The following is a 23,054-nucleotide window of genomic DNA, read 5'->3' as shown; positions in this document are numbered from 1 at the left end:
CCGGCGCTCATCGCCGGGCGCGGGGGACCGGCCCTATCTTTGGGCGATCCGGAACAGCGCGCCGGTGGGGTCCGTGAGGGTGGCGATTCGCCCAAACGGCGTGTCCTCGGCGGGATGGAGCACCTGGCCGCCCAGGGACGTGGCGATCTCCACCCCGGCGTCGGTGTTTTCAACGGTGAAGTAGTTCTGCCAGTTGGCCGGCACACCTTCAGGCAGGAAATGGGAGGCGTCCATGATGCCCGCCCGTGAGTCCCGCCCGGATCCCAGCGTGGTGTAGCGGAAGTCCTCGGTGTCACTCATGACGTCCGTGTCCCAGCCGAAGACGTCCTGGTAGAACTTCACCGACGCCGCGTAGTCCCGGGCGTGGAGTTCATGCCAGTAGGGGGTGCCGGGTTCGCCCGTGGCCTGGAACCCGGTGTGGCCGCCGAACTGCCAGGCGCCGATTGCGGCTCCGCCTGCGTCCCCGAGCATCGCCATGTGGCCCTGCTCGGGCACCTCCATGGGCCCCATCAACACCTGGCCGCCTGCCGCCACGGCCGCGTCGGCTGTCGCCTGGATATCCTCCACCCGCAGGTACGTTGTCCAGACATCCGGGTACCCGGAGCCGGCGTCGTTCTTCATCATCCCGGCCACCATCGCACCGTTGGCGAACGCCGTGATGTAGCCGCCGTACTTCTCCTGGTCGCCCTCCTCGTAGGTCCAGCCGAACAGGCGGGTATAAAACTCGCGGGACTTGTCCGGATCTGACGTCATGAGGTCGATCCAGCAGGGATCACCGTTGGCGATGGTGTGCTTGGACATGGGGACTCCTGGTGTAGGGATGTGGGCCGGGCAAGGCCCACCCTAACGCTGCACGCGCCAAAAGCCGAGGGGCCGCCGGCACGGCCGAATATACGGTGGTTGCCGTGCCGGCGCTGGCCATTCTTAGCCTTCGTCTTCCGGGTTCCGCAGCCGGCGCCGGATCAGGAGCCCGGCCACCACCAGGCCGATGACCAGGACGGCCCCAACTATTCCCGCCGCAACCAGCGGCCAAGGAACCCCCGGGTTCGCCGATGTGGGACTGGGAGCCGGTGTAGGCGGCGCCGCGGAATTCGGGCCCCCCGCGGTGAAGGTGAAGGTCCCCTCGATGGGGTGGCCGTCCGAGGACACCACCCGCCACACCACCTTGTACTTCCCCTGGGGAGCCCCCGGCTTGACCGGCTGGCTGACCTGGTTGTCAACGATTTCCACGGGCCCATCCGCCTGGTCGGTACCGCTGGCATCCTCAACGCGAACGATCGAGTTAATGGCGATGGGGGTGTGGTCGAAGGTCAGCTCGATCTTCGCCGGCATCGCGCTGACGGTGGAACCGTTCGCCGGGTTGCTGGATTCGAGGGCATCGTGCGCCTGGGCGGGCGCGGAAAAGACCAACAGGATCGCTGCGGTGGCCAGCGGCAGCAGCAGGCGTACCTTCCGGGCCAGGGTGGTGCGGGGTGACATTGGCTTCATGATCCGGCCCGCCCTACTTGCCGGTGGGGCGGGTACGGCGGCCGGCGAGGACCATGCCCAGCGCCGCGGCACCCAACACGAAGCCGGCAGCGCCGAGGACCAGGCCCCACACTGACAATCCGTCGCTGGAAGCCTGCGTCGTCACGGACGCAGCCTCGGCGTTCGGTGCCGCGGACGCTGGGGTGGAGGCGGCGTCGTCGGCCGTTGTTACGAAAGACGGTGCCGGATGCTGGGGTTCCGGCTGCCCTTCAGCGCCCTCCTCGTCCCACTTCACCACGCTGCCGTCCGTGTAGGTCTGGGCCGCCTTCAGGGTGACCTTGGTGCCCTGGGCGGGAAGCCGGCCCACGGACAACGAGAACGCCTGGTACTGGTTCTGGCCGAGCTGGTGGGATTCGTCCGCGGTCCAGACCACTGTGGTGGGCGCCTTGGTAACCGTGGTGCCGGACACCGTGACGGGCTTGGGCAGGTCACTGGTGATCACCTGCGCCGTCCACCCCTCCACGGGCTTCACCGAAACGGAGGTGAAAGGGGTGTCGGTTGGCAGCGTGACCTCGAGCTTGCTGGTCTTCGCCGTGGGGGACTCGTTGGGGACGTTGAACGTCAAATGGGAGTAGCCGTTGGCGGCGGTATCGTCCGGGTTCACGCTGACGTGGGCGGACGCGGCGGTGGCGCCCGCGGCCACGATTCCCGCGGCGGCAGCGGCAGCTGCAAGGGTCTTGAGGGTACGGCGGAGTGAGGTGTTCAAGGCAAGCCTTCCAAGGGGTGCGCCAAAGAGGCCGCGGGTGGGCGGCGGCGCGGAAAAGGGGACAACGCGGCGGCCCTGCCTGGTTTCGGCGGGTTGGGCACGTCGCGGAGCGTCTGCCGCCTAAAGGGCGGCGTGGAAGGAAGGCGGCCCGCGCAGCGCAGGCAGGCGCAGGTTCCGCCACCGGAAAGGAATGACGACGGCGGCCGGCGCGGCAATGTGCGGCCACTCCGGGATGGCGACGGCGGCCAGGATCCGGACCAGGGGGCGCAGCCATGCGGCCAGGGCCCACACTGCCGCCTCGCCCCGGGCAAGGACGAGGGCGGTGGCCACTGTGGCCACCGCGTGCAGGGCCAGCATCAAGGCTCCCGGCACGGCGGCGTGGCCCGGCGCGAGGACTGCAGCCATGGAGGAGGCCGGGAGGGCACCGTGTCCATGGGCGCCGTCCGCCGGGGTGAAGGTCGCGGAAACCGATAGTGCATCGAAGGCCCAGTGGAGCGCCAGTTGGCTGGAGCCCAGGAGTCCGGTCATCGCCGGCGCATTGATCTTTGTTTTCGAGAGGATGGTGACCGGGGCCAGTACCAGCGCCACGATTCCGGCCAGGATTACCGGCGGGGGCAGTATGCCGCCGGCCAGTAGGTGGGCCCCTGCGGCGAGGGTCAGCATGGCGGCGGTGAAGGCGATGGCCCGGGGGACGCGGAACGGAGCAGTCATGCCAGTCGCCGCCCTTCCTTCCACAGTTGCCATCTTCCACTGTAAAGAACGGGCCGCCATGGCCGGTAATCAGCTGCACGGTGTGGAGGAAACCGGAGGGGGCAAAAACAGCAAAGCCCTTGGCCGGGGCCAAGGGCTTTGCTGGGAACTGCTGGGTGGCGCGCTACTCCGCGAGCTTGGCGACCGAGTGCGCCCAGATGAAGAACTTGTTGGTGCCCAGATCCTTGACCGTCTTGATGTTAAGGGCTTCCTTGAGCTTCTGGGCGTCGCTTTCGGACAGTCCCTTCAGCGCCTCCACCGGCGCCTTCGCGAGGTCGTCAATGCCCTTGTCGATGTATTCCTTGTCGAACTTCGAGTTGATTCCAGTCATACTGTCCTCCTGGTGTCCGGTTGGGGCGTCACTGTGCCGGGGGGCACATTCGCCATTCAACCACGGGACCCGATAATCCGCGCAGGTTTTCTGCGTTGACCTGCGGCTGCATTGCCGCAGGGATAGCTTCGCAAAACTACTAACCATGCTTACTATTGGTGGGCGCGGGCTGCCCGCTGGGGGCAGAGCACCCGCGCCGCACTGGAGGTCTCACAAGCATGGACAACGAAATGCGTCCTCTCACCGACGAAGAACTGATGTCCGAACAGGCCACAGCCCTGCCGGACAAGGAAGTAGCATCCGTCCTGGACCTGAACGCGGACCTGGACCTGGGGATCAATGCTGCAGCCCCGATCGACCTGGCCGTCGCCGCCAATGCGAACGTGGCCGCGCCGATTGACGCCGCCGCGTCAGCCAACATCCTGTCCTATGGCTCCGACGCGCAGGCCTTGTCCAGCCAAGACGCGGCGATTGACCAGGGCATCGTGGCCGACGCCAATGCCAACTCCGCCCAGGACAGCGTAATCGGCCAGGGCGACGGCACCACCGACACGGCCACCGCCGGAACCACGGATGGGACCACCGGAACAGCACCTGCGCCCACAAGCACCGGTGGCGTCACAGACGCAGCGGGTGCGCTGAACGGCAACCTGTTGAACGTCGACGTGAACCTCGATGCGGACGCCGCCATCGCCGCCCCCATCAACGGTGCCGTCGCCGCGAACGCCAACGTCGCAGCCCCCATCGACGCGGCCGTCGCCGCCAACATTGGCTCCATCGACAGCCAGGCATACGCGATCTCGGACCAGAGCGCCGCCATCTCCCAGCACATCGACGGAGCCGCCAACGCCACGGCCGGCCAGCAGTCCGACCTGCAGCAGTAAGCCAAGATGACCCAGACCCAAGGCGGCCCGCCTGCCCAGGCGGGCCCGCCGTCGTCGGGCGCCGGCCTTTCCCAGGATCCGCCGGGCCGGACCATCACGACGGCGGGAGCCCACCTTCCTGCGCTGGCCGACGGCGTGCAGCTGCTTGGGCCGGCGGAAGGCTCCGGCTACCGGGAGCCGCCGTCCTTGGTGCGCCGCGGCGATGGGCAGACCCTCCAGCTGACCCGGCTCCTGTACCTGGTGCTGGAGGGAGCCGACGGGACGCGCGACCTGGAGGCCATCGCCCGGCACGTCAGCGACGGCTCAGGGCGCCTGGTCAGCGCGGACAACGTCCGCACGCTGATGGACTCCCAGCTGCTGCCGATGGGCCTGCTCCGGCTCGCCGACGGCAGCCAGCCCGAGGTCAGGAAATCCAACCCGCTGCTGGGCCTGCGGTTCCGCTACATCGTGTCCGATCCCGAGCGCACGCGCAGGATCACCGCCCCGTTCGCCGTGCTGTTCCACCCGCTGCTGGTGGTGGCCGTGACGGCCGCGTTCCTGGCCGCATGCTGGTGGGTGCTCATGGTGAAGGGCCTGGGCTCCGCCACCCATGAGGCCTTCGAACAGCCGGCCCTCCTGCTGCTGATCCTCGCAGTCACCATCCTCTCCGCCGGGTTCCACGAATTCGGCCACGCCGCCGCCGCCCGCAAAGGCGGGGCGACGCCCGGAGCCATGGGGGCGGGGCTGTATCTGCTGTGGCCCGCATTCTTCACGGACGTCACGGATTCCTACCGGCTGGGCCGCGGCGGCAGGATCCGCACCGACCTGGGCGGACTGTACTTCAATGCCATCGTGGCGGTGGCCATCATGGGCCTGTGGTGGGCCACCGGCTTCGACGCGCTCCTGCTGGTGGTGGTCACCCAGATCCTGCAGATGGTCCGGCAACTGATCCCGCTGGTGAAATACGACGGCTACCACATCCTGGCCGACGCCACAGGTGTCCCGGACCTGTTCCAGAGGATCAAGCCGACCCTTCTGGGGATCCTTCCGTGGCGGTGGGGAAACCCGGAGAGCAGGGTGTTGAAACCGTGGGCGCGGGCCGTGGTGACCATCTGGGTCCTGGTCACGGTGCCGGTGCTGCTGTTCAGCATGGTGATGATGGTGCTGTCCCTGCCGCGGCTGTTGGCCACCGGGTGGGCCAGCGTGGGCAAACAGCAGGAGGCGCTGGCAGCGAGCCTGTCCTCGGGTGACGTCCTGGGCGTGACCGTGCGGGCTCTGGCCATTCTTGTGGTGGCCGTCCCGGTGCTCGGCGTGCTGTATATCGTGGTGCGGCTGTTGCGGCAGTTGGTCACCGGCTTGTGGCAGAAGACCCGCGGCAAACTTGCCCAGCGGATCGTGGCCATGAGTGCCGTGGCCGCCCTCCTCGGTGGGCTCGCCTGGGCGTGGTGGCCCGACGGCGGGACGTACCGCCCAGTGCAGGCCTACGAGCGCGGGACGCTGGGTGATGCCACCCGGACGATCCTTCCAGCGCGCGACGGCGCGGCGCTGCGCCAAGGCGCGGCGGGACGAACCGTCGCGCTGTGGCCTGCCGGCACGGCCAAACCGACCTGGGACAACCCGCAGTTGAGCATGGTGCTGGTACCGGCGGGTGCCTCCGCCGCTCCATCTGCCGGCCGCGGTTCCTCCGCTGCGGCGCCGTCCTGGGTGTTCCCGTTCGACCGGCCGGCTGCTCCCGAGGGTGACGGGAACCAGGCGCTCGCCGTCAACACCACCGACGGCTCCGTCCAGTACAGTGTGGCGTTCGCCCTCGTGTGGGCCGAGGATGGCCAGCCCGTCACCACCACCAACGAGGCCTATGCCTTCGCCAACTGCTCGGGGTGCGCAGCCGTGGCCGTGGGGTTCCAAGTGGTGCTGGTCGTGGGGCAGACGGACGTGATCGTGCCGCAGAACCTTTCCGCGGCGGCCAACTACAACTGCCTGGACTGCCTCACCTACGCCTTGGCCAGCCAGCTGGTCCTGACCCTTGATGGTCCGCTGGACGGTGACAGCAAGCAACAGCTGGAAGCGCTGTGGGCCCAGATCGCCGAATACGGGAGAAACATCCGCGACGTACCGCTTTCCGATATCCAGGCCGCGCTCAACGGGTTCAAGGAACAAATCACGGCCGTCGTCAGGGGTGCTTCGGTGACCCCGGCCTCCGCCCCGGCGCCGACTGTTTCGGCAGATCCCAGCCCAGGTCCCTCATCGTCCAGGGCCGTCGTGGAACCGTCCAGTCCGGGGACGGTCCCTGCCGGTGATCCCAACCCAGCCCCGACGTCCGGTGCCACCGCGCCGGCGGGGCAATACACGGAAGTGCCGCAGCCGACGTCGTCTGTTGCGCCCACTCCTGACGCCGGGTACGGCTCGACGCCTGTTCCTGCGCCCACCTCCAGCGCAGGCTGACGCCTATCTGAGGCAGTCAGCAGGCTTTGGGCGGCCCTGCGGGAGTGGACGCTGCCGCCATCCGCCAAATGCTTCCGTCCCAGGACATGCGGTAACGGAGTCCCCAGTCGGAGCACGTTTGGCCGCCGGGACCGTCGGCCGCGGACTGCTCGGTGCGGAGGACGACATCTGCCGTCAGCTCGTTGCCGGAACCGCTGATGCTGTTGACGGTCAGGGCCCGCCAGAAGGACGTTCCCAAACCGGAGCTCCACTTGGCCAGTCCGCCTTCGCTGGCCTGCAGTTCGGGCGTCAGGACGGCAAAGGCGGTGTCGTAGGCCGCCCGGTTGATGGCCTGTCCATGAGTGAGCAGGCTTTGGATGACTTTGGGTGCCTGCTCGTGGTCCGAATGGTTGGTGGTGATGATGTCGCTGCTTGAGGTCTGCGCCTGGTTGTCGCAGCTGGCCTGGGGCACCGGTGTGCTGCGGCGGCCCCAGTCCGTCAACGCCGCGGCGGCCGACGGTGCCGGGGCGGCGTACCCCACGCCCTCGGCACCGTAATCGTTCTGGTCCCGGGTGCCCAGGACCCACGTCCGTTTCGAGCTGACCACCCCCACGACACTGCCGTCCATGAGGAGCAGGGGGCCGCCGCTGTTGCCTGGATTGATAGCCGTGTCCGTCTGGATGAGGCCCCGAACTGTTCCGGCAGGGAGGCTGACTTCCTGGTTGAGGGCGCTGACGCGGCCGGACGTGAAGGTTAGTCCACGGTCGAGGGGAAAGCCAAGGGCTGCCACCTCAACACCTTGGGTGGGAAGGTCCGGAGCAAGATTGAACCTGTAACCCGTCAGAGCCGTCGGCGTCCGCAACAGGGCCAGGTCAAGATTGTCATTGATCCCCAGGACCGCCGCCGACGTGAACTGGCCGTTCACCGAAACGTTGATGGCGGCCTCGTTCTTTGCCACGTGGGCCGCCGTCATGATCAGGTCATCGCCCACCAGGAAACCGGTGCCCACGCCGCCGCCATCGCAGAGGGTTACGGCCAGGCGGGCCACCCCTGAGCTGACCAGTTTCACGGTCTCCGCCCAGTCTCTTGGCGCGCTTGGAGATGGCGTTGATGTCAGCGATGGCGATGCTGACGCAGTGGGCACGGCGGCCGCGGTAGAAGACGACGGCGCGGCGACGGTCGCGGACGTGGAAGGCGGAGAGGAACTGCCAGGCGTGGCAGGGGGCGGCTGGCAGGCCGTGGCGAGGAGCAGGACGGCAACCGCCGGTGCAAAGCGGACAATCCGGCGCGAGACTGAAAACATCGGGCTTCCTTCCCCCAAGGTGGTCCCTGCCCAGCCCCAGTTACCGGTCCAGTAGCCTCACGCTAGCGACGCCGGGTCCCGGCTACAAGCACATCCACTACCTAACCTGGGGCGGAAGCTACCCCTGTTAGGGGCCTACGCCCGCTGGAGGCATCTGTTGGGCGGCCGACTTTGCTGGGAAAACGCTATGAGTTATTCCGCACTCCCGCGTGGTTGCAGGGGAAGGCCCGCGGGACGCGAATTCTGGAGAGTAGGGTAAAAACGTATGGTTGCCGGCAAGGAAGAAGATCCGGAGACACGAATGCCCGAGCGAGTCCCGTTCCAAACTTCCCCGACCGTGCCCCGGAGCAGGAACCTGTTCCGCGCCACCGGAATTACCCTTGGCTGGTTTCTGGGTTTCATCGGTGTCAGCGCCCTGTGTGGCGCCCTGGTCGCCGGATTGATGGTACCCGCAGCAGCGCTGACCGAGACGGCAGTGTCAGGCGGCTCCGCCGCACTGACCACCGACCTCCCCAATGATGTGTTCTCTGCGCCGCCGGCGCAGATGACGCGTGTCCTGGCGGCGGACGGTTCGCTGATCGCGACGCTTTTCGACGAGAACCGGACCCGGATCCCGCTCGACCAGATGTCGCCCAACATCAAGAACGCGATCGTGGCGGTCGAGGACTACCGGTTCTACCAGCACGGCGGCATTGATCCCGAGGGCATCTTCCGGGCGCTGGCGGTCGACGCCGCCGGCGGCCACCAGGGCGCGTCCACGCTGACCCAGCAGTACGTCACGAACATGCTCAACGAGAACCTCATTGCCCAGGGCAAGGACGCCCAGGTGGTGCTCAACGGGCAAAAGGGCGTGAACCAGAAGATCCAGGAGATGAAGCTCGCCATCGGCCTGGAGGAGAAGTACTCGAAGGACCAGATCCTCGCCGGGTACCTGAACGTCGTCGGCTTTAACGCCAACGCGTACGGCATCCAGGCGGCGAGCCAGTACTTCTTCTCGGTTGATGCCAAGGACCTCACCCTGCCCCAGGGGGCGCTGCTCGCCGGGCTGGTCAACGGCCCGTCACTCTACGACCCGACCGTTCACCCGGAGGCGGCCAAGAGCCGCCGGGACCTGGTGCTCGACGCCATGCTGCAACACGGCTACATCGACCAGCAGCAACATGACGACGCTGTCGGCACTCCCATCCAACTCAAGGTCAACCCGCCGAAGCAGGGCTGCGCCTACGCGTCCCAGGCACAGTATTTCTGCGATTACGTCCTGCACCAGATCGAGAATGACCCGGCCTATGGCGCCACCCTGGACGAGCGGGACCAGAAAATCATGGCTGGCGGCCTGACCATCAAGACCACACTGGATCCGCGCCTGCAGGGACCGGCCCAGGCGCAGGTGGACGCCACGGCCGGTGCAAACCCGGACAAGTGGGGCGCCTCCCTGGTGACCATCGAACCGGGCACCGGCAAGGTCCTGTCCATGGCGCAGAATTCACGGAAACTGCCGGACCAGGGCGCCGGGTTTGTCTCTGACTACAACTTCAACGTGGACAGCGCCGATGCTGCAGGAAACAGCCTCGGCGGTGTGGGAGGCATGCAGCCCGGATCAACCATGAAGCCGGTGACCCTGGCCGCCTGGCTGGGCGAGGGCAAATCGACCAACCAGGTTGTGGACGCTTCCAAGCGCCGCTATGGCATCTACTACCCGTGGAAGACCACCTGCCAGCCGGTCCACGGCTGGTTCGACAGCACCGTGCCGCAATCCTCGGACCTGCAAAACGATGAGCCCAACTGGTACCGGCCCATGACCGTCAGGGAAGGCATTTACCAGTCGATCAACACGGCCACATTCGCTTCGCTCGCCGGACTTGACGATTTCTGCGATGTCCAGCGTGCCGGCGATGCCATCGGCCTCCACCTGGGCAGCGGAAGTGGTGAAAAAATCGACCTCTCAACCCTGGGCAACATCCTCGGAAGCCAGAACGTCGCTCCGCTGACCATGGCCAACGCCTTCGCCACGTTCGACGCCAACGGCACCTACTGCGCGCCGATGTCCATCACCGAAGTTGACGATTCCCAGGGCAACAAGATCGGCGGCCAAACGTCCTCCTGCCGGGCCGACGCCCTGAAACCGGACGTCGCCAAGGCCGTCACCAACGTCCTCCAGGACGTCCTCACCAAGGGCTCCGGCCTCCTGATCCCGCAAAAGCTGGGGGTTCCGGATGCCGCGAAGACAGGAACCAACGAGTACAACAACCAGACCTGGGTGGTTGGCTACACGAAGGGCCTGGCGACGGCGTCCTTCTTCGGCGACCCCTTCAACGGCGGCCCGACCCGGTTGGGCCGCAACATCACCGTCAACGGCAAGTTCTACCCGGCAGTGGATGGGGCGTTCATTGCCGGGCCGCAATGGGCGCAGTACATGCAAAGTGCGGTGGGCCTGTACGACCACGGGAACTTCGATGCCCCGCCGCAGAACCTGATCAGCGCTCCTGGAACTGCCTCGCAGCCGACTCCGTCCAAGAAGAACTGACCGATCATGCTCAACGGTGGGAATCTGGGGGCCAACATCGGAGCGCTGGTGGCAGTGGGCGTCGCTCTGTACATCGTCCTGGTGGTCCGCCGGCGGAAGTGAGTGGCCGGCAAGGATGGGCCTCGCCCATACTGGCGACGGCTCCCGTTGGATCCGCCGGCCTCCCGCGGTCAGAAGGTGGTTTTCACCTTCCCGCTGGTGCTGACTCCTGAGGGAAGGGGGTTCCCCGCCACGTCAGCCAAGCCAGTTGCCGTGCTGTAAGAGGGGACTCCTTGGGTGGCGGGCATGCTCACGTTACCTGAATTCGACCTGTAGGACCCCAGCTTGATAGTGAGGGTCTTGCCGGTGGGATCCAGCGTCAGGGTGGAGGGAGTGTTGCCGTTGCCGTTGCCGTTGCCAGTGGCGCTGAAGACTGCAGAGCTGTTTCCCACATAGTTTGCGCCGAGCGAGAGAGTTCCAGATGGTACGACGCAGTTCCCGGCGGTGAAACTGATGGTGTCGTTGTTACCAGCGTCGGCAACAGTAGCGGATCCGCTCAGCTCTGTCCCTGACCATCCCGCGCAGAACTTCGCCGGATCCATCGCTTCCGAGAAGACCACGGTGATGACGTCCCCCTTGTCGAGGGAGCCGGAAGTCGAACCAGTACCATTCTGCCCGGTTACGTCAACGACGCTGGGAAGCACAGTATCCTTGCCGGTGAAGCCCGCTGCGGTTGCGCTGCCGGTGTTGCCCGCTGCGTCTGTGGCGGAGGCGGTGTAGGTCAGGGTGCCGTCGCCCACCATCGTGAGATCCATCGTTGTTGACCATGAAGTGCCAGCTGGCGTGACCTGTTTGGTGACGCTCTGCGAGAGGCTGTTGTTCCTGACTGTCACGTTCACCATCATGCCGCCCTCTGTAGTTCCGCTGACCGGAACTGCCGCGATGTTGCTGCTCAGGTTGACGTACATCGGTGCCGCAATGCTCAGAACCGGGGCTGCGGTGTCCTTGATATTCGATGCTGAGACAGGGCTGCTCGTGTTGCCCGCTGAATCGGCAACCGTGACCGTGTAGGTCACGGTGTCATCCTTGAGGGACCTGAGGTCCAGGTTCAGCGACCAGGCGCCATTGCTGGCAATGGCGGTGCCCGTAACTGCGGCGGGGGACCCTGGGCTCATGGCCGAAACAGATACGGTCGCCCCGGCTTCCGCGTTGCCCGAAACGTTGATGGACGGGGCGGTGGCGGCATTGACATAAGTCGGGACTTTCAGGGCCGTAGGGGCAGCAGGGGCCGAGATGTCCTTGCTGCTCGTGGCGGTCCTGGCTGGGCCTGTGTTGCCCGCGGCATCCGTTGCCGTTGCCGAGAACGTCACGGGTCCCTCGTTCAGGCTGCTGAGGTTCAGGGTGGCCGTCCATTTGCCTGTGCTGTCCGCGGTGGGGGTAGCAGCGGGCGTGGTGTGGGCGGAACCCGCGTCGGCCGCGGTGAGCGTGATCTTCGCATTCGCCTCAGCAGTTCCGCTGACGGTCACTCCGGAAACCGTCGCCAGGTTCACGTACTGCGGTGCGCTGAGCCCAGTAACGGCTGGCGCCTGGGTGTCAATCTTCACCGTCTGGCTCTGCGCCGTTCCGGCGTTGCCCACCTTATCCGTCGCGAAGTAGGGCACCGTGTGCGTCCCGTCGCCGGCCACCGGGATAGTGGCGACGGCGCCGCTCACCGTCTGCTGCGCTCCGCCGTCGACCGCGTACGTAATGGAGGCGACGCCGGAACCGTTGGTGCCGTCGTCGGCCGTGAGCGTCACGGTGACAGGGCTGGTGTTGTTCCAGCCGGCAGCGTTGGGCGTGGGCGAAACGGAAGCAAAAGCAGTGGGCGGGGTGGCATCGCTGCTGATGCCGTTGCTGCGCGGGCTCTCGGCGCCGGTCCACAGCGCGATGGCCGGGGTGACGGTGTAGTACCAGGTGCCGCCCGGGACGTTCTGCTCCGTGCAGGTGAGGGTGGTGACGGTCCCCGCGCAGCCGCCGGTGGCCGGGGTGGCGGCCCCGCCGGTGGCTGCTGGGTAGCGGGCCACCGTGTAGCCGGTGGCGGCCCGGCCGTTGACGGTGGTGCCGCTGGCCCAGGTGACCGAGAGTGCGGCGCCGTTGGCGCTGACGGCCGGCTTGGAGCCCGGCGTCAGGGCGTCGGCTGCGGCCGCTGCGTTGCTGCTGCTGGTGGTGGAGGCCCAGAACGCGTAGGCGGCGGTGCCCGAGCCGAGCAGGAGCAGGACCGCGGTAATGATCCAAGCGAGCCTGCGGGACGGGCGGCGGCCAACGAAGAGTGCTGCGTTACGGACGGCGAGGCTCATTTGCGGACCTCCGCCGTCACTGGAACGCTGAATGTTGCGCCCTGGCAGGCGGCGAGCGAGGTGGTATCCATGGTGGCCGCTCCGGGGAGGGTAATGAGTGCTGACGAGTTCGCGGCAACGTAGGTTGCGGGGGCGAGAGGTGCGGCAGTGCCGGTGAAAGTGACGCCCGTGGTGGTGCATCGGGGGTGCGCGCTGTCCGCTGTGACAGGCCCGTTGCCGGTGACGCTGTAGACCTGCACCGAATATGGGTTGGGGTTGGTCAGGCGGAGGACGACGTCGGCGCTGCCGCCAGGGTAGAGGGCCGCCTTGGGGTTGTCGCTTGCGACGAGGGCGTCCACGGTGACAACCTGCATGGTGCCTGCGGCCGCCGATCCGCTCCCGGCGCCCGTGCCGCTCCAGAAGGCGTAGGCCGTTCCGGCGCCGGCGGTCACGAGGAGTCCGGCGAGGGCAGCTGCCTTGAGCCCCCGGCTTCGTGTAGGTGTCATCTCAGTTCCCCTGTCCTGATCCTGAGTAGCTGAGCTGGAGGGTGGCGCCTTTGCAGCCGTCCTGGTTGGTGGACGTGTCCAGCATTCCCACCCGCGGCCAGGCGGTCTGTACGACGTTGAGCCCCTGGAGGGAACCGCCCGCGGCCGGCACTGTCAGTGGGTAGGGGCCGCTGTACTGGGTGACGGTGAAGTCGGCCGGTGTGCAGGGCAGGTTTGCTGCCACCGCGGCCGGGCTCCTGCTGACGCCCGCGACGGCGACCGAAAGGTTGGTCAGCGACAGCGGCTTGTTGATGGGGTTGCTGATCTGCAGGTTCAGTCCGGCCGACGTACCGGGGGACAGGGTGCCGGGGACGTTCCCGGAGATACCGAACTGTTTGATGGTGGAGTCCAGGACCAGTTGCACGTTCGCGTAGGCGTACTGCGCTTTCCCGGAAGAGTCCTTGCCGGTGCCCACCAGGTAGATGCTGGAGCTTCCGGTGGGGGAGGAGTTGGCGGTGACCACCTGGAGAGTGGTGGAGTTCCCGGTGGCCGGGTTGGGCGAGAACGATGCGGTGGCTCCCGCGGGCAGGCCGCCCAGGACGCTGAAGGTAATGGGTCCGCTGAGGTTGGTGCGGCTGAGCTGCAGCGTGTAGACGGCGGTGGCACCCGGCGGAATGGTGACGGAATCCGGGGTGGCAGTCATCGAGAAGGAGCTGGAGATTTTGTAGTTCACCGTGAGGCTGGCAGTTGCGCTGCCGGAGACCTTGCCGCTTGCCGCGGTAATGGTGATTGAGCTGGTGCCCGCCGGCGTCGTCGCGGCGGTGGTGGCGTTCAGGGTGGCCGTTGCGGTGCTGCCGGAGTTGAGGGTGACGGACGACGGCGAGAACGCACCGCCTGCGCCGGCCGGGAGTCCTGCGGCGGTCAGGTTTACGGCCCCACTGAATCCGCCGGTGGAGGTCAGTGACACCGTGTAGGACGCCAGCTGGCCCTGTTGGACGGACTGGCTCGCGGGGGAGACCTGCACCGTAATGCCCGGCTTTGGATTGTTGGCCGCTGCGATCAGCGATCCGGCGCCGGCCAGCAGCAGCACCAGCGCCACCAGCGCTGCCTTGATTCCGATTCGCCTGCGACGCCGCGCATGCCCGTCCTGCTCGTGCACCCTGTGCCCCTCTTTCTTCGGTGCAAATGACGGCAAGCCGGGGGTGGATTCGCACCGCCCCCGGCCCGCTCGCTTGTTAGTTGCTGCCGACCGTCACCGTGATGGTGGCGCCCTTGCAGGCGTTCTGGTCCGCCGTCGGATCGTCAGTGAAAGTGAGCTTGCCGGTCCCCAGCGCGTCGGCGGTTGCACCTGCGGAAACGGTTGTCGGGCCAGCCGGGACGGTGGCCTTGAACCAGGCGGCGTCGCAGACACCGGAGACGCCCGCTGCGACGGTGGTGGTCACAACAGGGTTCGTCAGCGTGACTTGCGTGCTGCTGGTGTTGGGGTTTGCGGCGGTGTATGTGATGGTCTTTGATGTGGCTGCACCACCGTTGCCGCTGGGTGTGATACCGGCCTCGACAGCTGCAGTGATGGTGACGTTGGAGGTGGTGGAACCAGCTACGGCTGAACCGCCACCGCTACCCGTGGTGCTCCAGTAGGCGTAGGCTGCACCGCCGCCGGCTGCCAGCAGCGTCGCGGACAGGGCAACAGCGGCGATCTTATTCTTCTTGGTCATCTTGCGCATGGAGAAGCTCCTTGAATGTGTTGTTGAGAACCCGTTCCCCCATTGGTGGCTCCATCCAGGTGCCTTCCGGTGGATCGATGACCCAATATTTGCCGGAGCGAAACAGGCGCAACAACAGGTACCGGTACCCGAGTTTCTGGAACCTCAAGAAGCCGGGTACTCGGTAAGCGCTGCCACTACCTGCTTTGTCCGCGCTGCACTGCCGTGGAAGTTTGTCCGCACACCGCGAAGACTCAAGGCGAAAAGGGGCAATCCAAGTAGTCGTCCCCGCTGTCTTCGGGTACTGCCCCGGCACTGCCATGGAGCGCTCACATTGAGGAAATCTTGAGTAGCTCGGGCATCAAATCCCCGGCATGACTCCGGCCCTCGGCGCGGAAGTCTCCTACCGCGTATCCACGTCCTCGAACACCAGGAACGTCTGCGTATCGAGCACACCGGGCATGGACTGGAGCTGGTCGAAGATGACCCGGCGCAAATCGATGTTGTCCACGGCCCGGACCAGCAGGATCACGTCGAAGTCGCCACCCACCAGGGCAATGTGGTGCACCTCGGGGATGGCGCCCAGCTGGTCGCGGAGTTCGCGCCAGGAGTCCTGCTTCAGCTTGAGGGTCACATAGGCGGAGGACTTCAGGCCGGCCTTGATTGGATCCACGAGTGCCGTGAACCGGGTCAGCACCCCGTCGCCGGTCAGCCGGGCAATCCGGGAGTAGGCGTGGGCCCGTGAGATGTGCACGTTTTCGGCTACCTGGGTCACGGACATCCGGCCGTCGCGGGTGAGCTCGGCAATGATGCGGCGGTCGATCTCGTCCAGCGGAACTTCAGCAGCAGCATCCTTGCCCGGCATTTTGTCCACAGCCCCCGTCGGTAATCCACGTCACAGTTACAAATCGTCTCCCATAATAGGGCCGTAGGAGCAGGTTCTCCACGATTTGCCTATCCAGTAGATACGAAACCGGCGTCAGGACAATACTGGGAGGGAATAGTGGCTACCGAAGGACGGACCAATGACGATCTCCGCAGACCACACCGCGCCGGACACCACCAGCACCGCAGCGCCAGACAACGCGCTGACGGAAGCTGTGAAGAAGTTCGGCATCACGGTGGAGGACTACATGCTCCCCGCCCGGCACCAGATCCAGATGGTGGACCCGGACGGCAGCCTGAAACCCAAGGGCGAGCAGGGCACCCAGCCCGGCCACGAATACCCCGTGCCCGGCGACAAAGAACTGCTCGAAGCATACGAACAACTCGTCGTCGGCCGCCGCGTTAACGACCAGAATTCCGCCCTGGTCCGGCAGGGCCGCATGGCCGTCTACCCCTCCAGCCACGGCCAGGAAGCCTGCCAGGTGGCCGCCGCGATGTGCCTGTCCGACGGCGACTGGATGTTCCCCACCTACCGCGACGCCGTCGCCGTGATGACCCGCGGCGTGGACCCCGTCCAGGTGATGACCATCTTCCGCGGTGACTGGCACGGCGGGTACGACCCCCTCAAGTACAAGGTGGGCATCCAGTGCACCCCGCTGACCACCCAGCTGCTGCACGCCGTCGGTGTTGCCCACGCCGCCAAGCTCCGCGGTGAGGACACCGTGGTGCTGGCCATGTGCGGCGACGGCGCCACCAGCGAAGGCGACTTCCACGAAGCCCTGAACTTCGCCGCCGTCTTCCACCTCCCGGTCATCTTCTTCGTCCAGAACAACAAGTACGCCATCTCGGTGCCGCTGGCACACCAGTCCGTGGCGCCGTCGCTCGCGCACAAAGCCGTGGGCTACGGCATGGCGGGCGAACGCGTGGACGGCAACGACGTTGTCGCGCTCCTCGCCGTCCTGGACCGGGCCGTGAAGCTGGCCCGCGAGGGCACCGGCCCCCTGCTGGTGGAGGCCAATACGTACCGCATGCAGGCCCACACCAACGCCGACGACGACACCCGCTACCGGGAAAGCGCTGAAGTTGCGGAGTGGCGGGCCAAGGACCCCGTGAACAGGATGCGCACCTACCTGACGGACCGGGGCCTGCTGGACGACGACGGCGAGGCCCGCATCCGTGAGCACGCTGAAGCGGTTGCCGCGCAGCTCCGCGAAGGCCTCGGCGAGGACGTCCCCGTGGACCCGCAGGAACTTTTCCGCCACGTATTCGCGGTTCAAACGCCGCAGCTGAAGGAACAGTCAGTTCTGCTCGCCGACGAGTTGGCCCGCGACGCCGCAGCTACCGATTCGAAGGAGGCCGGCAAGTGAGCCCCACCATCACCACCTCATCCGAGGCCAACGGCAACGTTTCCGCCGCCACCGCCCGGGCCGCCGCCTCCGCCGCAGCGTCCGCGGAGGCCGCCGGCCCACAGCCGGTCACCATGGCCAAGGCCCTCAACACGGCGCTCGCCGACGCCATGCACGCCGACTCCTCCGTCCTGGTGTTCGGCGAGGACGTGGGGCTCCTGGGCGGCGTCTTCCGCATCACCGACGGGCTCACCGCCACGTTCGGCGAGCAGCGCTGCTTCGACACCCCGCTGGCCGAATCCGGCATCGTGGGCATGGCCGTGGGCATGGCCATCAACGGTATGCGCCCGGTCATCGAAATGCAGTTCGACGCATTTGCCTACCCGGCCTTTGAACAGATCGTCAGCCACGTGGCCAAGATGCACAACCGCACCAAGGGCACGGTCAAGCTGCCCCTGGTGATCCGCATCCCGTACGGCGGCGGCATCGGGGGAGTGGAGCACCACTGCGACTCCTCCGAGTCCTACTACGCCCACACCGCCGGCCTGAAGGTCTACACCCCGGCCACTGTCGCGGACGGCTACCGGATGCTCCGCGAAGCCATCGACTCCGACGATCCCGTGGTCTTCATGGAACCCAAGAAGATGTACTGGACCAAGGACTCCGTGTACCTGGGCGAGCTGCGGCGCCTTCACGAGGACGGGCGTTCTGCGGACGGTACGACGGCGGGACGCACCTCGGAGGGGAGGGCCGCCGTCGCGCGTCCCGGAACCGACGCGACGCTGATCGCCTACGGTCCGTCCGTGCCCACTGCTTTGGCTGCCGCGGAGGCTGCCGCTTTGGAAGGGCGCTCGCTGGAAGTCATTGACGTGCGGACCATCGTTCCGTTCGACGACGAGACCGTGTGCGAGTCCGTGCGGAAGACCGGCCGGGCCGTGGTGATCGCCGAAGCGCACGGCTTTGCGTCGGTGTCCTCCGAGATCGTGGCCCGGGTCCAGGAGCGCTGCTTCCACTACCTGGCTGCCCCGATCCGCCGCGTGACCGGGTTCGATGTCCCCTACCCGGCCCCCAAACTCGAGAAGTACTACCTGCCCGGCGTGGACCGCATCCTCGACGCCGTTGACGACCTTCAGTGGGAGAACTGACCATGAGCGAACCACGCGTATTCTTGCTGCCCGACCTGGGTGAAGGCCTCACCGAAGCCGAACTGGTGGCCTGGCATGTCTCTGTGGGTGACGAGATCGCCGTCGATCAGCCCATCGCCGAGGTGGAGACCGCCAAGTCCGCGGTGGAGGTGCCGTCGCCCTATGCCGGGATCGTGGCCGAGCTGCACGGGAAGCCGGGGGAGACCCTGGACGTAGGGAAGCCGCTGATCTCGGTGACGCCGGTGGTTGAGCCTGTCGAAACCCGTGGCGTTGCCGCGCCGGTTGCCGCCGCGGATGATGCCGCCCCCGCCCCTTCGCCGGACGGCCATGCTGCAAGCAGCATGCCGTCCGGCTCCGACAGGCCCGAAGCCACTCCCGGGGCGGCATCATCCGCGGCTGAGGCGGAAACGTACCGTGAGGAAGAAAAAGCCGGGTCTGGAAATGTCTTGATCGGATACGGCACTCCGGGCGGCCATGGCCAGGCCCGGCGGACCCGTGCACGGCGAGGCTCCCTTCCGGTGGTTGAGCCTGTCGAAACCTCTGGAATTTCGACAGGCTCAACCACCGGTGACGACATCACTCTGCTGCGGACCCGCGTTCCCGGAAAGCTTGGTGCCGTGATCTCTCCGCTCGTCCGGCGCATGGCCAAGGAGCACGGCGTGGACCTCGGTGACATCTCTGGTTCCGGCCACAGCGGGCTGATCATGCGCCGTGATGTTGAAGCGGCGCTGAAGTCGGCAGCCCCTGCAGCCACACCCCCGGCCCAACCCGTTGAAGCGCCCGCACCGTTGGCGGAGCCGGCCGCACCGTCCGCCGGCCCGGCCACGGACGCCCGTACCGGACTCGCCATCTCGGCCCGCACCCCGGTCCGCGGCGTCCGGAAGGCAGTCGCCGCGAACATGGCACGCAGCCGTTCCGAGATCCCGGAAGCCACGGTCTGGGTGGACGTGGACGCCACCGCGCTGATGGAGCTGCGTGAGGGGCTGAAAGCCAATGGCGCGGAGGTTCCCGGTTTGTTGGCGTTCATTGCCCGGTTCGTCACGGCGGGGCTGAAAAAGTTCCCGGAGCTGAACACCCGCATCGAGACTGCCGACGACGGGTCGCAGGAGATCGTGGCCTTCGACGGGATAAACCTGGGCTTTGCGGCGCAGACCGACCGCGGCCTGGTGGTGCCTTCCGTGCGCGGGGCCGAAAAGCTCAGTGCCAGGGAGCTGGACGCGGAGATCCGCCGCCTCACGCAGGTGGCCCGCGACGGCAAGGCGACCCCGGCCGAGCTGGGCGGCGGAACGTTCACGGTGAACAACTATGGTGTGTTCGGCGTCGACGGCTCAGCGGCGATCATCAACCACCCGGAGGTAGGCATCCTCGGCGTGGGCCGGATCATCGACAAGCCGTGGGTGGTCAACGGCGAGCTGGCTGTCCGCAAGGTCACCGAACTCACGCTGACCTTCGACCACCGGGTCTGCGACGGCGGCACAGCCGGCGGCTTCCTCCGCTTCGTGGCCGACGCCATCGAAAACCCCACATCCCTCCTGGCGGACATCTAACCCAGCGGACGTTTTCGACACAGGAAACCTCCGCTGACACGCAGAGAGGCTGGCGCTCCCGGTATTCGGGCTGCGCCAGCCTCTTTGCGCGTCGAAAGCTCCTCAGCTGGTAAAGCGGAGCGCGATCACCAACCCGATCAGCGCGACCACGCCGGCCAAAAACATCGCCGCCCTCGGGTCGCCGAAGTTCAGGGTCCAGCCGATGCCGAACCTGCGGGGGACAACCAGGGCCGGGTCTTCCCGATTGATGTAGATCACGCCGCCGCGCCAGTACCTGTCGTCGTCGCGGTGAGTGAGGCCGGTGTCCTCCCCGTTGCCGCCGCGGTCCCGGTTGTTCCTGGCCAGGACAGTGATAGTTGCTGCCACCGAGACCAAGACCGGAATCACGATCACCAAAGGTGCCCACCGGGAAACGGTTCCTGTCCACATTAACAGCGATGATCCCATCAGGCCCAGGTCGATCATGGCCACCAGTCCCAGCAGGGCCTTGGCGCCCAGCGACATGTAGTGCCGTGCCCACCGCGAGGACCCCATGGGGCGGGCCGGGTCAAGATCGGGACGGCTGCGGAGAATGGCCGCCGCGATGCCGGCCAGCAATGCGGTGAGCCCCAGCTGCAGGAAAACCAGCGAAAAAGCGGAGCCAACCGACTTCACTTCAATCCTGTTCGGCACACCGTTCGCGCCATAGTGCACCGCGAGGTTCTGCGGCATCGACGGATACATCAGGATGCCGATAACTCCCGTCGCCACCGGGATGGCTACTGCCGGCACCAGCCAGAGCCAGGGGAACCGTGGAGGATTGGTCCGCAGCTCGGTGTCCACGGCGATGCCTTGGTGCAGCCCCTCGAACCAGCCGCCGGCAAGTTTCGCCGCGCGGATCTCCTGGTGGGCCAGGAAGAAGCAGCCATACCAAGTACCTACAAGCACCAGGACAGATAACGGCAGAAGCAGCGGCTGCCCGGTCACTGCGACGCTGGCCACGCCGGCAGCCGCGATGATGCCTCCGCAGATCAGGACCCGACGCCGGTACAGGCGCGACTGCGCGGTGACCACCGGATCTGCGGCATTTTGGGCCGGGATCCGGACCCCGAACGGAACAGTTCCGCTGGTGACCGACGGCAAGACCAGTGCCAACAGCAGAACCAGGCCCAGCAATACCAGGCCCAAAATCACGGAAACAATCACGGCGTGCCCTCCTGCTGTTTGGGGTTGAATGAATCGAGAACTGTCCGGCAGGCCTCGAGCACCTCGGGGGCCGAGGCTCCGCGTGCCACGGCCTCGGCCAGGAGGGTCCGGACCCTGCCGGTCCAGTCCGCGGGGAGTGGGTTCGCGGCGGGTGCGGTCACCACCGCTCCGGTGCCGCGGCTGAGGCGGATCAGGCCTTCTTGCCGGAGGAGATCGTAGGCCTTGTTGGCAGTGTGGAAGTTGATGCCGAAATCGGCAGCGAGAGTGCGGGTGGGTGGCAGTGAGCTGCCGTCTTTCAATGCGCCGTGGGCGATCGCTTCCACGATCTGGTCCCGGATCTGCTGGTAGATCGGGACGTCGGCAGCCAGGTCCACATTGAGGATCAATGTCCCCACCCCTTTACCTTTGTTCTATTAGTTATAGAACAAAGCTGACTCCGGCGCTAGGGCCACCTGGCCCGCCTCGGCCCGCCACCGCCGTCGGGCATCCAAAATTTTTCCAAGAGGGTCTTTACGCTCCGGCAGCCAGTTATTAAAGTGGAACGCGTCATAGTCCGGATGGGCGCCGGGGGCGTCCGGGAAGGGGGATTGCGCATCACCGCTGACCGATACCAGAAGACAAGTGACCACTACGTTCAAGGCCCCTCCTAGGAGGGGCCTTCCCTTTGCCCTGCAGCTCCGCGGAGCGTACCTTGCCGCCAGCGGGACGCCTCAAACCCGGCCCGGGCGGGGATTGTAACGGCGCGGCCATCCTCCGGAACCGGTTAGGGCAAAAACAGGTACCCCTGCCATGCGCCCCCGAGCGAAGTCCCGGAAACCTGAGTACCAGCTACTCATGACCAGTCGCCGGGAGGTTCGTAGGCTGGACCGGACTAGGGACGGGATGCCGCGTACGGTTCTCCCGTCGTCGCGGGATCCAGGGGGAGGACAGCAATGCAGACACCCGTTGCGGAGCCGGTCGCCGCCTGGATTACCCGGCGGTAGAATCCAATAACTCTGACTGGACGGAGGCAGGCCCGTGGCGACATTTGCCCATCATGCCCGCAGCCTTGTCCTCGTCATGGTCATTGCTTTGACGGCCGTTGCCTGCGGTGATCTCAACGCTCCTGCAGGTTCAGGACCAGGGCCAGGTTCCGGGCCCGGAAATGCCTCCGATCCCGCGGATCCAACCACCGGGGCGCCGGCGTCGTCGGCCGCCCCCGAGGTTTCCCACAACGTAGACCCCCCTGCCCCCTCCGGAACGCCCCAAAGCGCAGACCCCTCCGCAGCTTCAGAGGCCATGCCCACCACCGATCTTCCCGGTTGGAAACAGGTCTTCGCGGAAGACTTCACCGACGGAGACGTTGGCCTGGGGACATTTCCCGGTCCCATCTACGCCTCACGCTGGAGCGAGAACTACGCGGATGGAACACCGGACACCGCCGCCCAGCAGCAGCCCAAGGACGCGCGGACGTCCGGGTACTACCCGTCGAAGGTCCTGAGTGTCCATGACGGCGTCCTGGACATGTTCCTGCACTCGGAAGACGGAGTGGCCATGGGCGCCGCGCCGTCGCCCAAACTCCACGGAGCCAGCCAGCGGCCCTACAACAGCCTGGTGTACGGACGGTTTTCCGTCCGTTTCAAAGCCGAAGCGTTGCCGGGATACAAGTTGGCGTGGCTGCTGTGGCCGGACAGCAAGCAGTGGCCGGAGGATGGGGAAATCGACTTCCCGGAAGGCGACCTGTCAAAGGTCATCTACGCTGCGGTGCATGGCGTGGAGGCCGGCGAACACCGGTTCGACGTCTTCCGCCCCAACCAGCCATACGGGGACTGGCACATTGCCACCACTGAGTGGCGCGCGGACGGCATCGAATTCTTCCTTGACGGGAAATCCCTCGGCGTCTCCACGAGGTTCGTCCCGAACAAGCCGATGCACTACATCCTGCAGACCGAAGCCTGCTCCCCGAACTGTCCGCTGCCCGAATCCAACGGGCATGTCCTGGTGGACTGGGTATCCATCTGGGAGAGGACGTAGCTGTCCGGGCCAGGACCCGGCACCAG

At 66.5% G+C, this 23,054-nt stretch carries 22 protein-coding genes; 8 read left to right on the top strand and 14 right to left on the bottom strand.

Annotated features, from left to right (window positions below):
- Nucleotides 1-33 precede the first annotated feature (33 nt).
- The 5 genes from J2T23_RS09120 to J2T23_RS09100 form a co-directional block, all read right to left on the bottom strand.
- Nucleotides 34-801 carry a VOC family protein gene (locus J2T23_RS09120; protein ID WP_307359221.1) on the bottom strand — a complete coding sequence of 256 codons (768 nt, stop codon included), beginning with the start codon at nucleotides 799-801 and terminating at the stop codon, nucleotides 34-36.
- 123 nt (nucleotides 802-924) lie between these two features.
- On the bottom strand, nucleotides 925-1,479 hold the full coding sequence (locus J2T23_RS09115; RefSeq protein WP_307359218.1) for a copper resistance CopC family protein: 555 nt from the start codon (nucleotides 1,477-1,479) through the stop codon (nucleotides 925-927).
- Nucleotides 1,480-1,501: 22 nt separating this feature from the next.
- Complete coding sequence (locus J2T23_RS09110; RefSeq protein ID WP_307359215.1) at nucleotides 1,502-2,233, bottom strand: YcnI family copper-binding membrane protein; 732 nt, start codon at nucleotides 2,231-2,233, stop codon at nucleotides 1,502-1,504.
- Between the two features lie 120 nt (nucleotides 2,234-2,353).
- Entirely contained in the window at nucleotides 2,354-2,944 is a 591-nt protein-coding gene (locus J2T23_RS09105) for a hypothetical protein (protein WP_307359212.1), read from the bottom strand.
- 163 nt (nucleotides 2,945-3,107) lie between these two features.
- Nucleotides 3,108-3,314 carry a hypothetical protein gene (locus J2T23_RS09100; protein ID WP_307359209.1) on the bottom strand — a complete coding sequence of 69 codons (207 nt, stop codon included), beginning with the start codon at nucleotides 3,312-3,314 and terminating at the stop codon, nucleotides 3,108-3,110.
- 230 nt (nucleotides 3,315-3,544) lie between these two features.
- On the opposite strand from J2T23_RS09100, the gene J2T23_RS09095 reads away from it, so the two are divergent.
- Together J2T23_RS09095 and J2T23_RS09090 are read left to right on the top strand one after the other, a co-directional pair.
- A complete protein-coding gene (locus J2T23_RS09095; RefSeq protein ID WP_307359206.1) occupies nucleotides 3,545-4,198 on the top strand; it encodes a peptidoglycan-binding protein in 654 nt (217 codons plus the stop codon).
- 6 nt (nucleotides 4,199-4,204) lie between these two features.
- Complete coding sequence (locus J2T23_RS09090; protein WP_307359203.1) at nucleotides 4,205-6,619, top strand: hypothetical protein; 2,415 nt, start codon at nucleotides 4,205-4,207, stop codon at nucleotides 6,617-6,619.
- 16 nt (nucleotides 6,620-6,635) lie between these two features.
- Here the strand turns inward: J2T23_RS09090 and J2T23_RS09085 are convergent, their stop codons facing one another.
- Nucleotides 6,636-7,667, bottom strand: a complete 1,032-nt coding sequence (locus J2T23_RS09085; RefSeq protein WP_307359201.1) for a S1C family serine protease — start codon at nucleotides 7,665-7,667, stop codon at nucleotides 6,636-6,638.
- Nucleotides 7,668-7,734: 67 nt separating this feature from the next.
- On the opposite strand from J2T23_RS09085, the gene J2T23_RS09080 reads away from it, so the two are divergent.
- Nucleotides 7,735-7,956: a hypothetical protein gene (locus J2T23_RS09080; RefSeq protein ID WP_307359198.1), complete on the top strand. Its 222-nt coding sequence runs from the start codon at nucleotides 7,735-7,737 to the stop codon at nucleotides 7,954-7,956.
- A 282-nt stretch (nucleotides 7,957-8,238) separates the two neighbouring features.
- On the top strand, nucleotides 8,239-10,425 hold the full coding sequence (locus J2T23_RS09075; RefSeq protein ID WP_307359195.1) for a transglycosylase domain-containing protein: 2,187 nt from the start codon (nucleotides 8,239-8,241) through the stop codon (nucleotides 10,423-10,425).
- Between the two features lie 170 nt (nucleotides 10,426-10,595).
- Here J2T23_RS09075 and J2T23_RS09070 read toward each other — a convergent pair whose 3' ends face one another.
- The 5 genes from J2T23_RS09070 to J2T23_RS09050 all read right to left on the bottom strand — a co-directional run bounded on the left by J2T23_RS09070 (nucleotide 10,596) and on the right by J2T23_RS09050 (nucleotide 15,772).
- Nucleotides 10,596-12,740, bottom strand: a complete 2,145-nt coding sequence (locus tag J2T23_RS09070; RefSeq protein WP_307359192.1) for an OmpL47-type beta-barrel domain-containing protein — start codon at nucleotides 12,738-12,740, stop codon at nucleotides 10,596-10,598.
- Entirely contained in the window at nucleotides 12,737-13,225 is a 489-nt protein-coding gene (locus J2T23_RS09065; RefSeq protein ID WP_307359190.1) for a hypothetical protein, read from the bottom strand. Before J2T23_RS09065 ends, J2T23_RS09070 begins: the two co-directional genes overlap by 4 nt.
- A 1-nt stretch (nucleotide 13,226) precedes the next feature.
- Nucleotides 13,227-14,363: a COG1470 family protein gene (locus J2T23_RS09060; protein WP_307359188.1), complete on the bottom strand. Its 1,137-nt coding sequence runs from the start codon at nucleotides 14,361-14,363 to the stop codon at nucleotides 13,227-13,229.
- 76 nt (nucleotides 14,364-14,439) lie between these two features.
- Nucleotides 14,440-14,928 (bottom strand): hypothetical protein, encoded by a 489-nt coding sequence (locus J2T23_RS09055; RefSeq protein ID WP_307359185.1) that lies wholly within the window; start codon nucleotides 14,926-14,928, stop codon nucleotides 14,440-14,442.
- Between the two features lie 382 nt (nucleotides 14,929-15,310).
- Entirely contained in the window at nucleotides 15,311-15,772 is a 462-nt protein-coding gene (locus J2T23_RS09050) for an Lrp/AsnC family transcriptional regulator (RefSeq protein WP_188570390.1), read from the bottom strand.
- A gap of 160 nt (nucleotides 15,773-15,932) precedes the next feature.
- Between J2T23_RS09050 and pdhA the strand changes: the two genes are divergently transcribed.
- The 3 genes from pdhA to J2T23_RS09035 are packed head-to-tail and all read left to right on the top strand — an operon-like array spanning nucleotide 15,933 to nucleotide 19,830.
- Nucleotides 15,933-17,159, top strand: a complete 1,227-nt coding sequence (gene pdhA / locus J2T23_RS09045) for a pyruvate dehydrogenase (acetyl-transferring) E1 component subunit alpha (protein ID WP_307359182.1) — start codon at nucleotides 15,933-15,935, stop codon at nucleotides 17,157-17,159.
- Nucleotides 17,156-18,283 carry an alpha-ketoacid dehydrogenase subunit beta gene (locus tag J2T23_RS09040; protein ID WP_307359178.1) on the top strand — a complete coding sequence of 376 codons (1,128 nt, stop codon included), beginning with the start codon at nucleotides 17,156-17,158 and terminating at the stop codon, nucleotides 18,281-18,283. Before pdhA ends, J2T23_RS09040 begins: the two co-directional genes overlap by 4 nt.
- 2 nt (nucleotides 18,284-18,285) lie before the next feature.
- Complete coding sequence (locus J2T23_RS09035) at nucleotides 18,286-19,830, top strand: dihydrolipoamide acetyltransferase family protein (protein ID WP_307359176.1); 1,545 nt, start codon at nucleotides 18,286-18,288, stop codon at nucleotides 19,828-19,830.
- 102 nt (nucleotides 19,831-19,932) lie between these two features.
- Here the strand turns inward: J2T23_RS09035 and J2T23_RS09030 are convergent, their stop codons facing one another.
- Genes J2T23_RS09030 through J2T23_RS09020 form a run of 3 tightly spaced genes read right to left on the bottom strand, consistent with a single transcriptional unit; the run spans nucleotide 19,933 to nucleotide 21,653 of the window.
- Nucleotides 19,933-21,015, bottom strand: a complete 1,083-nt coding sequence (locus tag J2T23_RS09030) for a DUF1648 domain-containing protein (protein ID WP_307359174.1) — start codon at nucleotides 21,013-21,015, stop codon at nucleotides 19,933-19,935.
- Nucleotides 21,012-21,410 carry a GntR family transcriptional regulator gene (locus J2T23_RS09025; RefSeq protein WP_307359172.1) on the bottom strand — a complete coding sequence of 133 codons (399 nt, stop codon included), beginning with the start codon at nucleotides 21,408-21,410 and terminating at the stop codon, nucleotides 21,012-21,014. Before J2T23_RS09025 ends, J2T23_RS09030 begins: the two co-directional genes overlap by 4 nt.
- Nucleotides 21,411-21,428: 18 nt before the next feature.
- Nucleotides 21,429-21,653 (bottom strand): hypothetical protein, encoded by a 225-nt coding sequence (locus J2T23_RS09020; protein ID WP_307359170.1) that lies wholly within the window; start codon nucleotides 21,651-21,653, stop codon nucleotides 21,429-21,431.
- A gap of 379 nt (nucleotides 21,654-22,032) precedes the next feature.
- On the opposite strand from J2T23_RS09020, the gene J2T23_RS09015 reads away from it, so the two are divergent.
- On the top strand, nucleotides 22,033-23,028 hold the full coding sequence (locus tag J2T23_RS09015) for a glycoside hydrolase family 16 protein (RefSeq protein WP_307359168.1): 996 nt from the start codon (nucleotides 22,033-22,035) through the stop codon (nucleotides 23,026-23,028).
- The last annotated feature ends 26 nt before the right edge of the window (nucleotides 23,029-23,054 follow it).

Origin of the sequence: Pseudarthrobacter niigatensis (genome assembly GCF_030812615.1) — a bacterium.
Classification (GTDB): Bacteria; Actinomycetota; Actinomycetes; order Actinomycetales; family Micrococcaceae; genus Arthrobacter; species Arthrobacter niigatensis.
This window is presented reverse-complemented; position numbering and strand designations above follow the sequence as displayed.

What these genes read in the sequence shown, in the direction of transcription:
- J2T23_RS09120 (WP_307359221.1), bottom strand. Translation starts at nt 801, where the DNA reads ATGTCCAAGCACACCATCGCCAACGGTGATCCCTGCTGGATCGACCTC.
- J2T23_RS09115 (WP_307359218.1), bottom strand. Translation starts at nt 1,479, where the DNA reads ATGTCACCCCGCACCACCCTGGCCCGGAAGGTACGCCTGCTGCTGCCG.
- J2T23_RS09105 (WP_307359212.1), bottom strand. Translation starts at nt 2,944, where the DNA reads ATGACTGCTCCGTTCCGCGTCCCCCGGGCCATCGCCTTCACCGCCGCC.
- J2T23_RS09100 (WP_307359209.1), bottom strand. Translation starts at nt 3,314, where the DNA reads ATGACTGGAATCAACTCGAAGTTCGACAAGGAATACATCGACAAGGGC.
- J2T23_RS09095 (WP_307359206.1), top strand. Translation starts at nt 3,545, where the DNA reads ATGCGTCCTCTCACCGACGAAGAACTGATGTCCGAACAGGCCACAGCC.
- J2T23_RS09090 (WP_307359203.1), top strand. Translation starts at nt 4,205, where the DNA reads ATGACCCAGACCCAAGGCGGCCCGCCTGCCCAGGCGGGCCCGCCGTCG.
- J2T23_RS09070 (WP_307359192.1), bottom strand. Translation starts at nt 12,740, where the DNA reads ATGAGCCTCGCCGTCCGTAACGCAGCACTCTTCGTTGGCCGCCGCCCG.
- J2T23_RS09065 (WP_307359190.1), bottom strand. Translation starts at nt 13,225, where the DNA reads ATGACACCTACACGAAGCCGGGGGCTCAAGGCAGCTGCCCTCGCCGGA.
- J2T23_RS09055 (WP_307359185.1), bottom strand. Translation starts at nt 14,928, where the DNA reads ATGCGCAAGATGACCAAGAAGAATAAGATCGCCGCTGTTGCCCTGTCC.
- J2T23_RS09050 (WP_188570390.1), bottom strand. Translation starts at nt 15,772, where the DNA reads ATGCCGGGCAAGGATGCTGCTGCTGAAGTTCCGCTGGACGAGATCGAC.
- pdhA (WP_307359182.1), top strand. Translation starts at nt 15,933, where the DNA reads ATGACGATCTCCGCAGACCACACCGCGCCGGACACCACCAGCACCGCA.
- J2T23_RS09035 (WP_307359176.1), top strand. Translation starts at nt 18,286, where the DNA reads ATGAGCGAACCACGCGTATTCTTGCTGCCCGACCTGGGTGAAGGCCTC.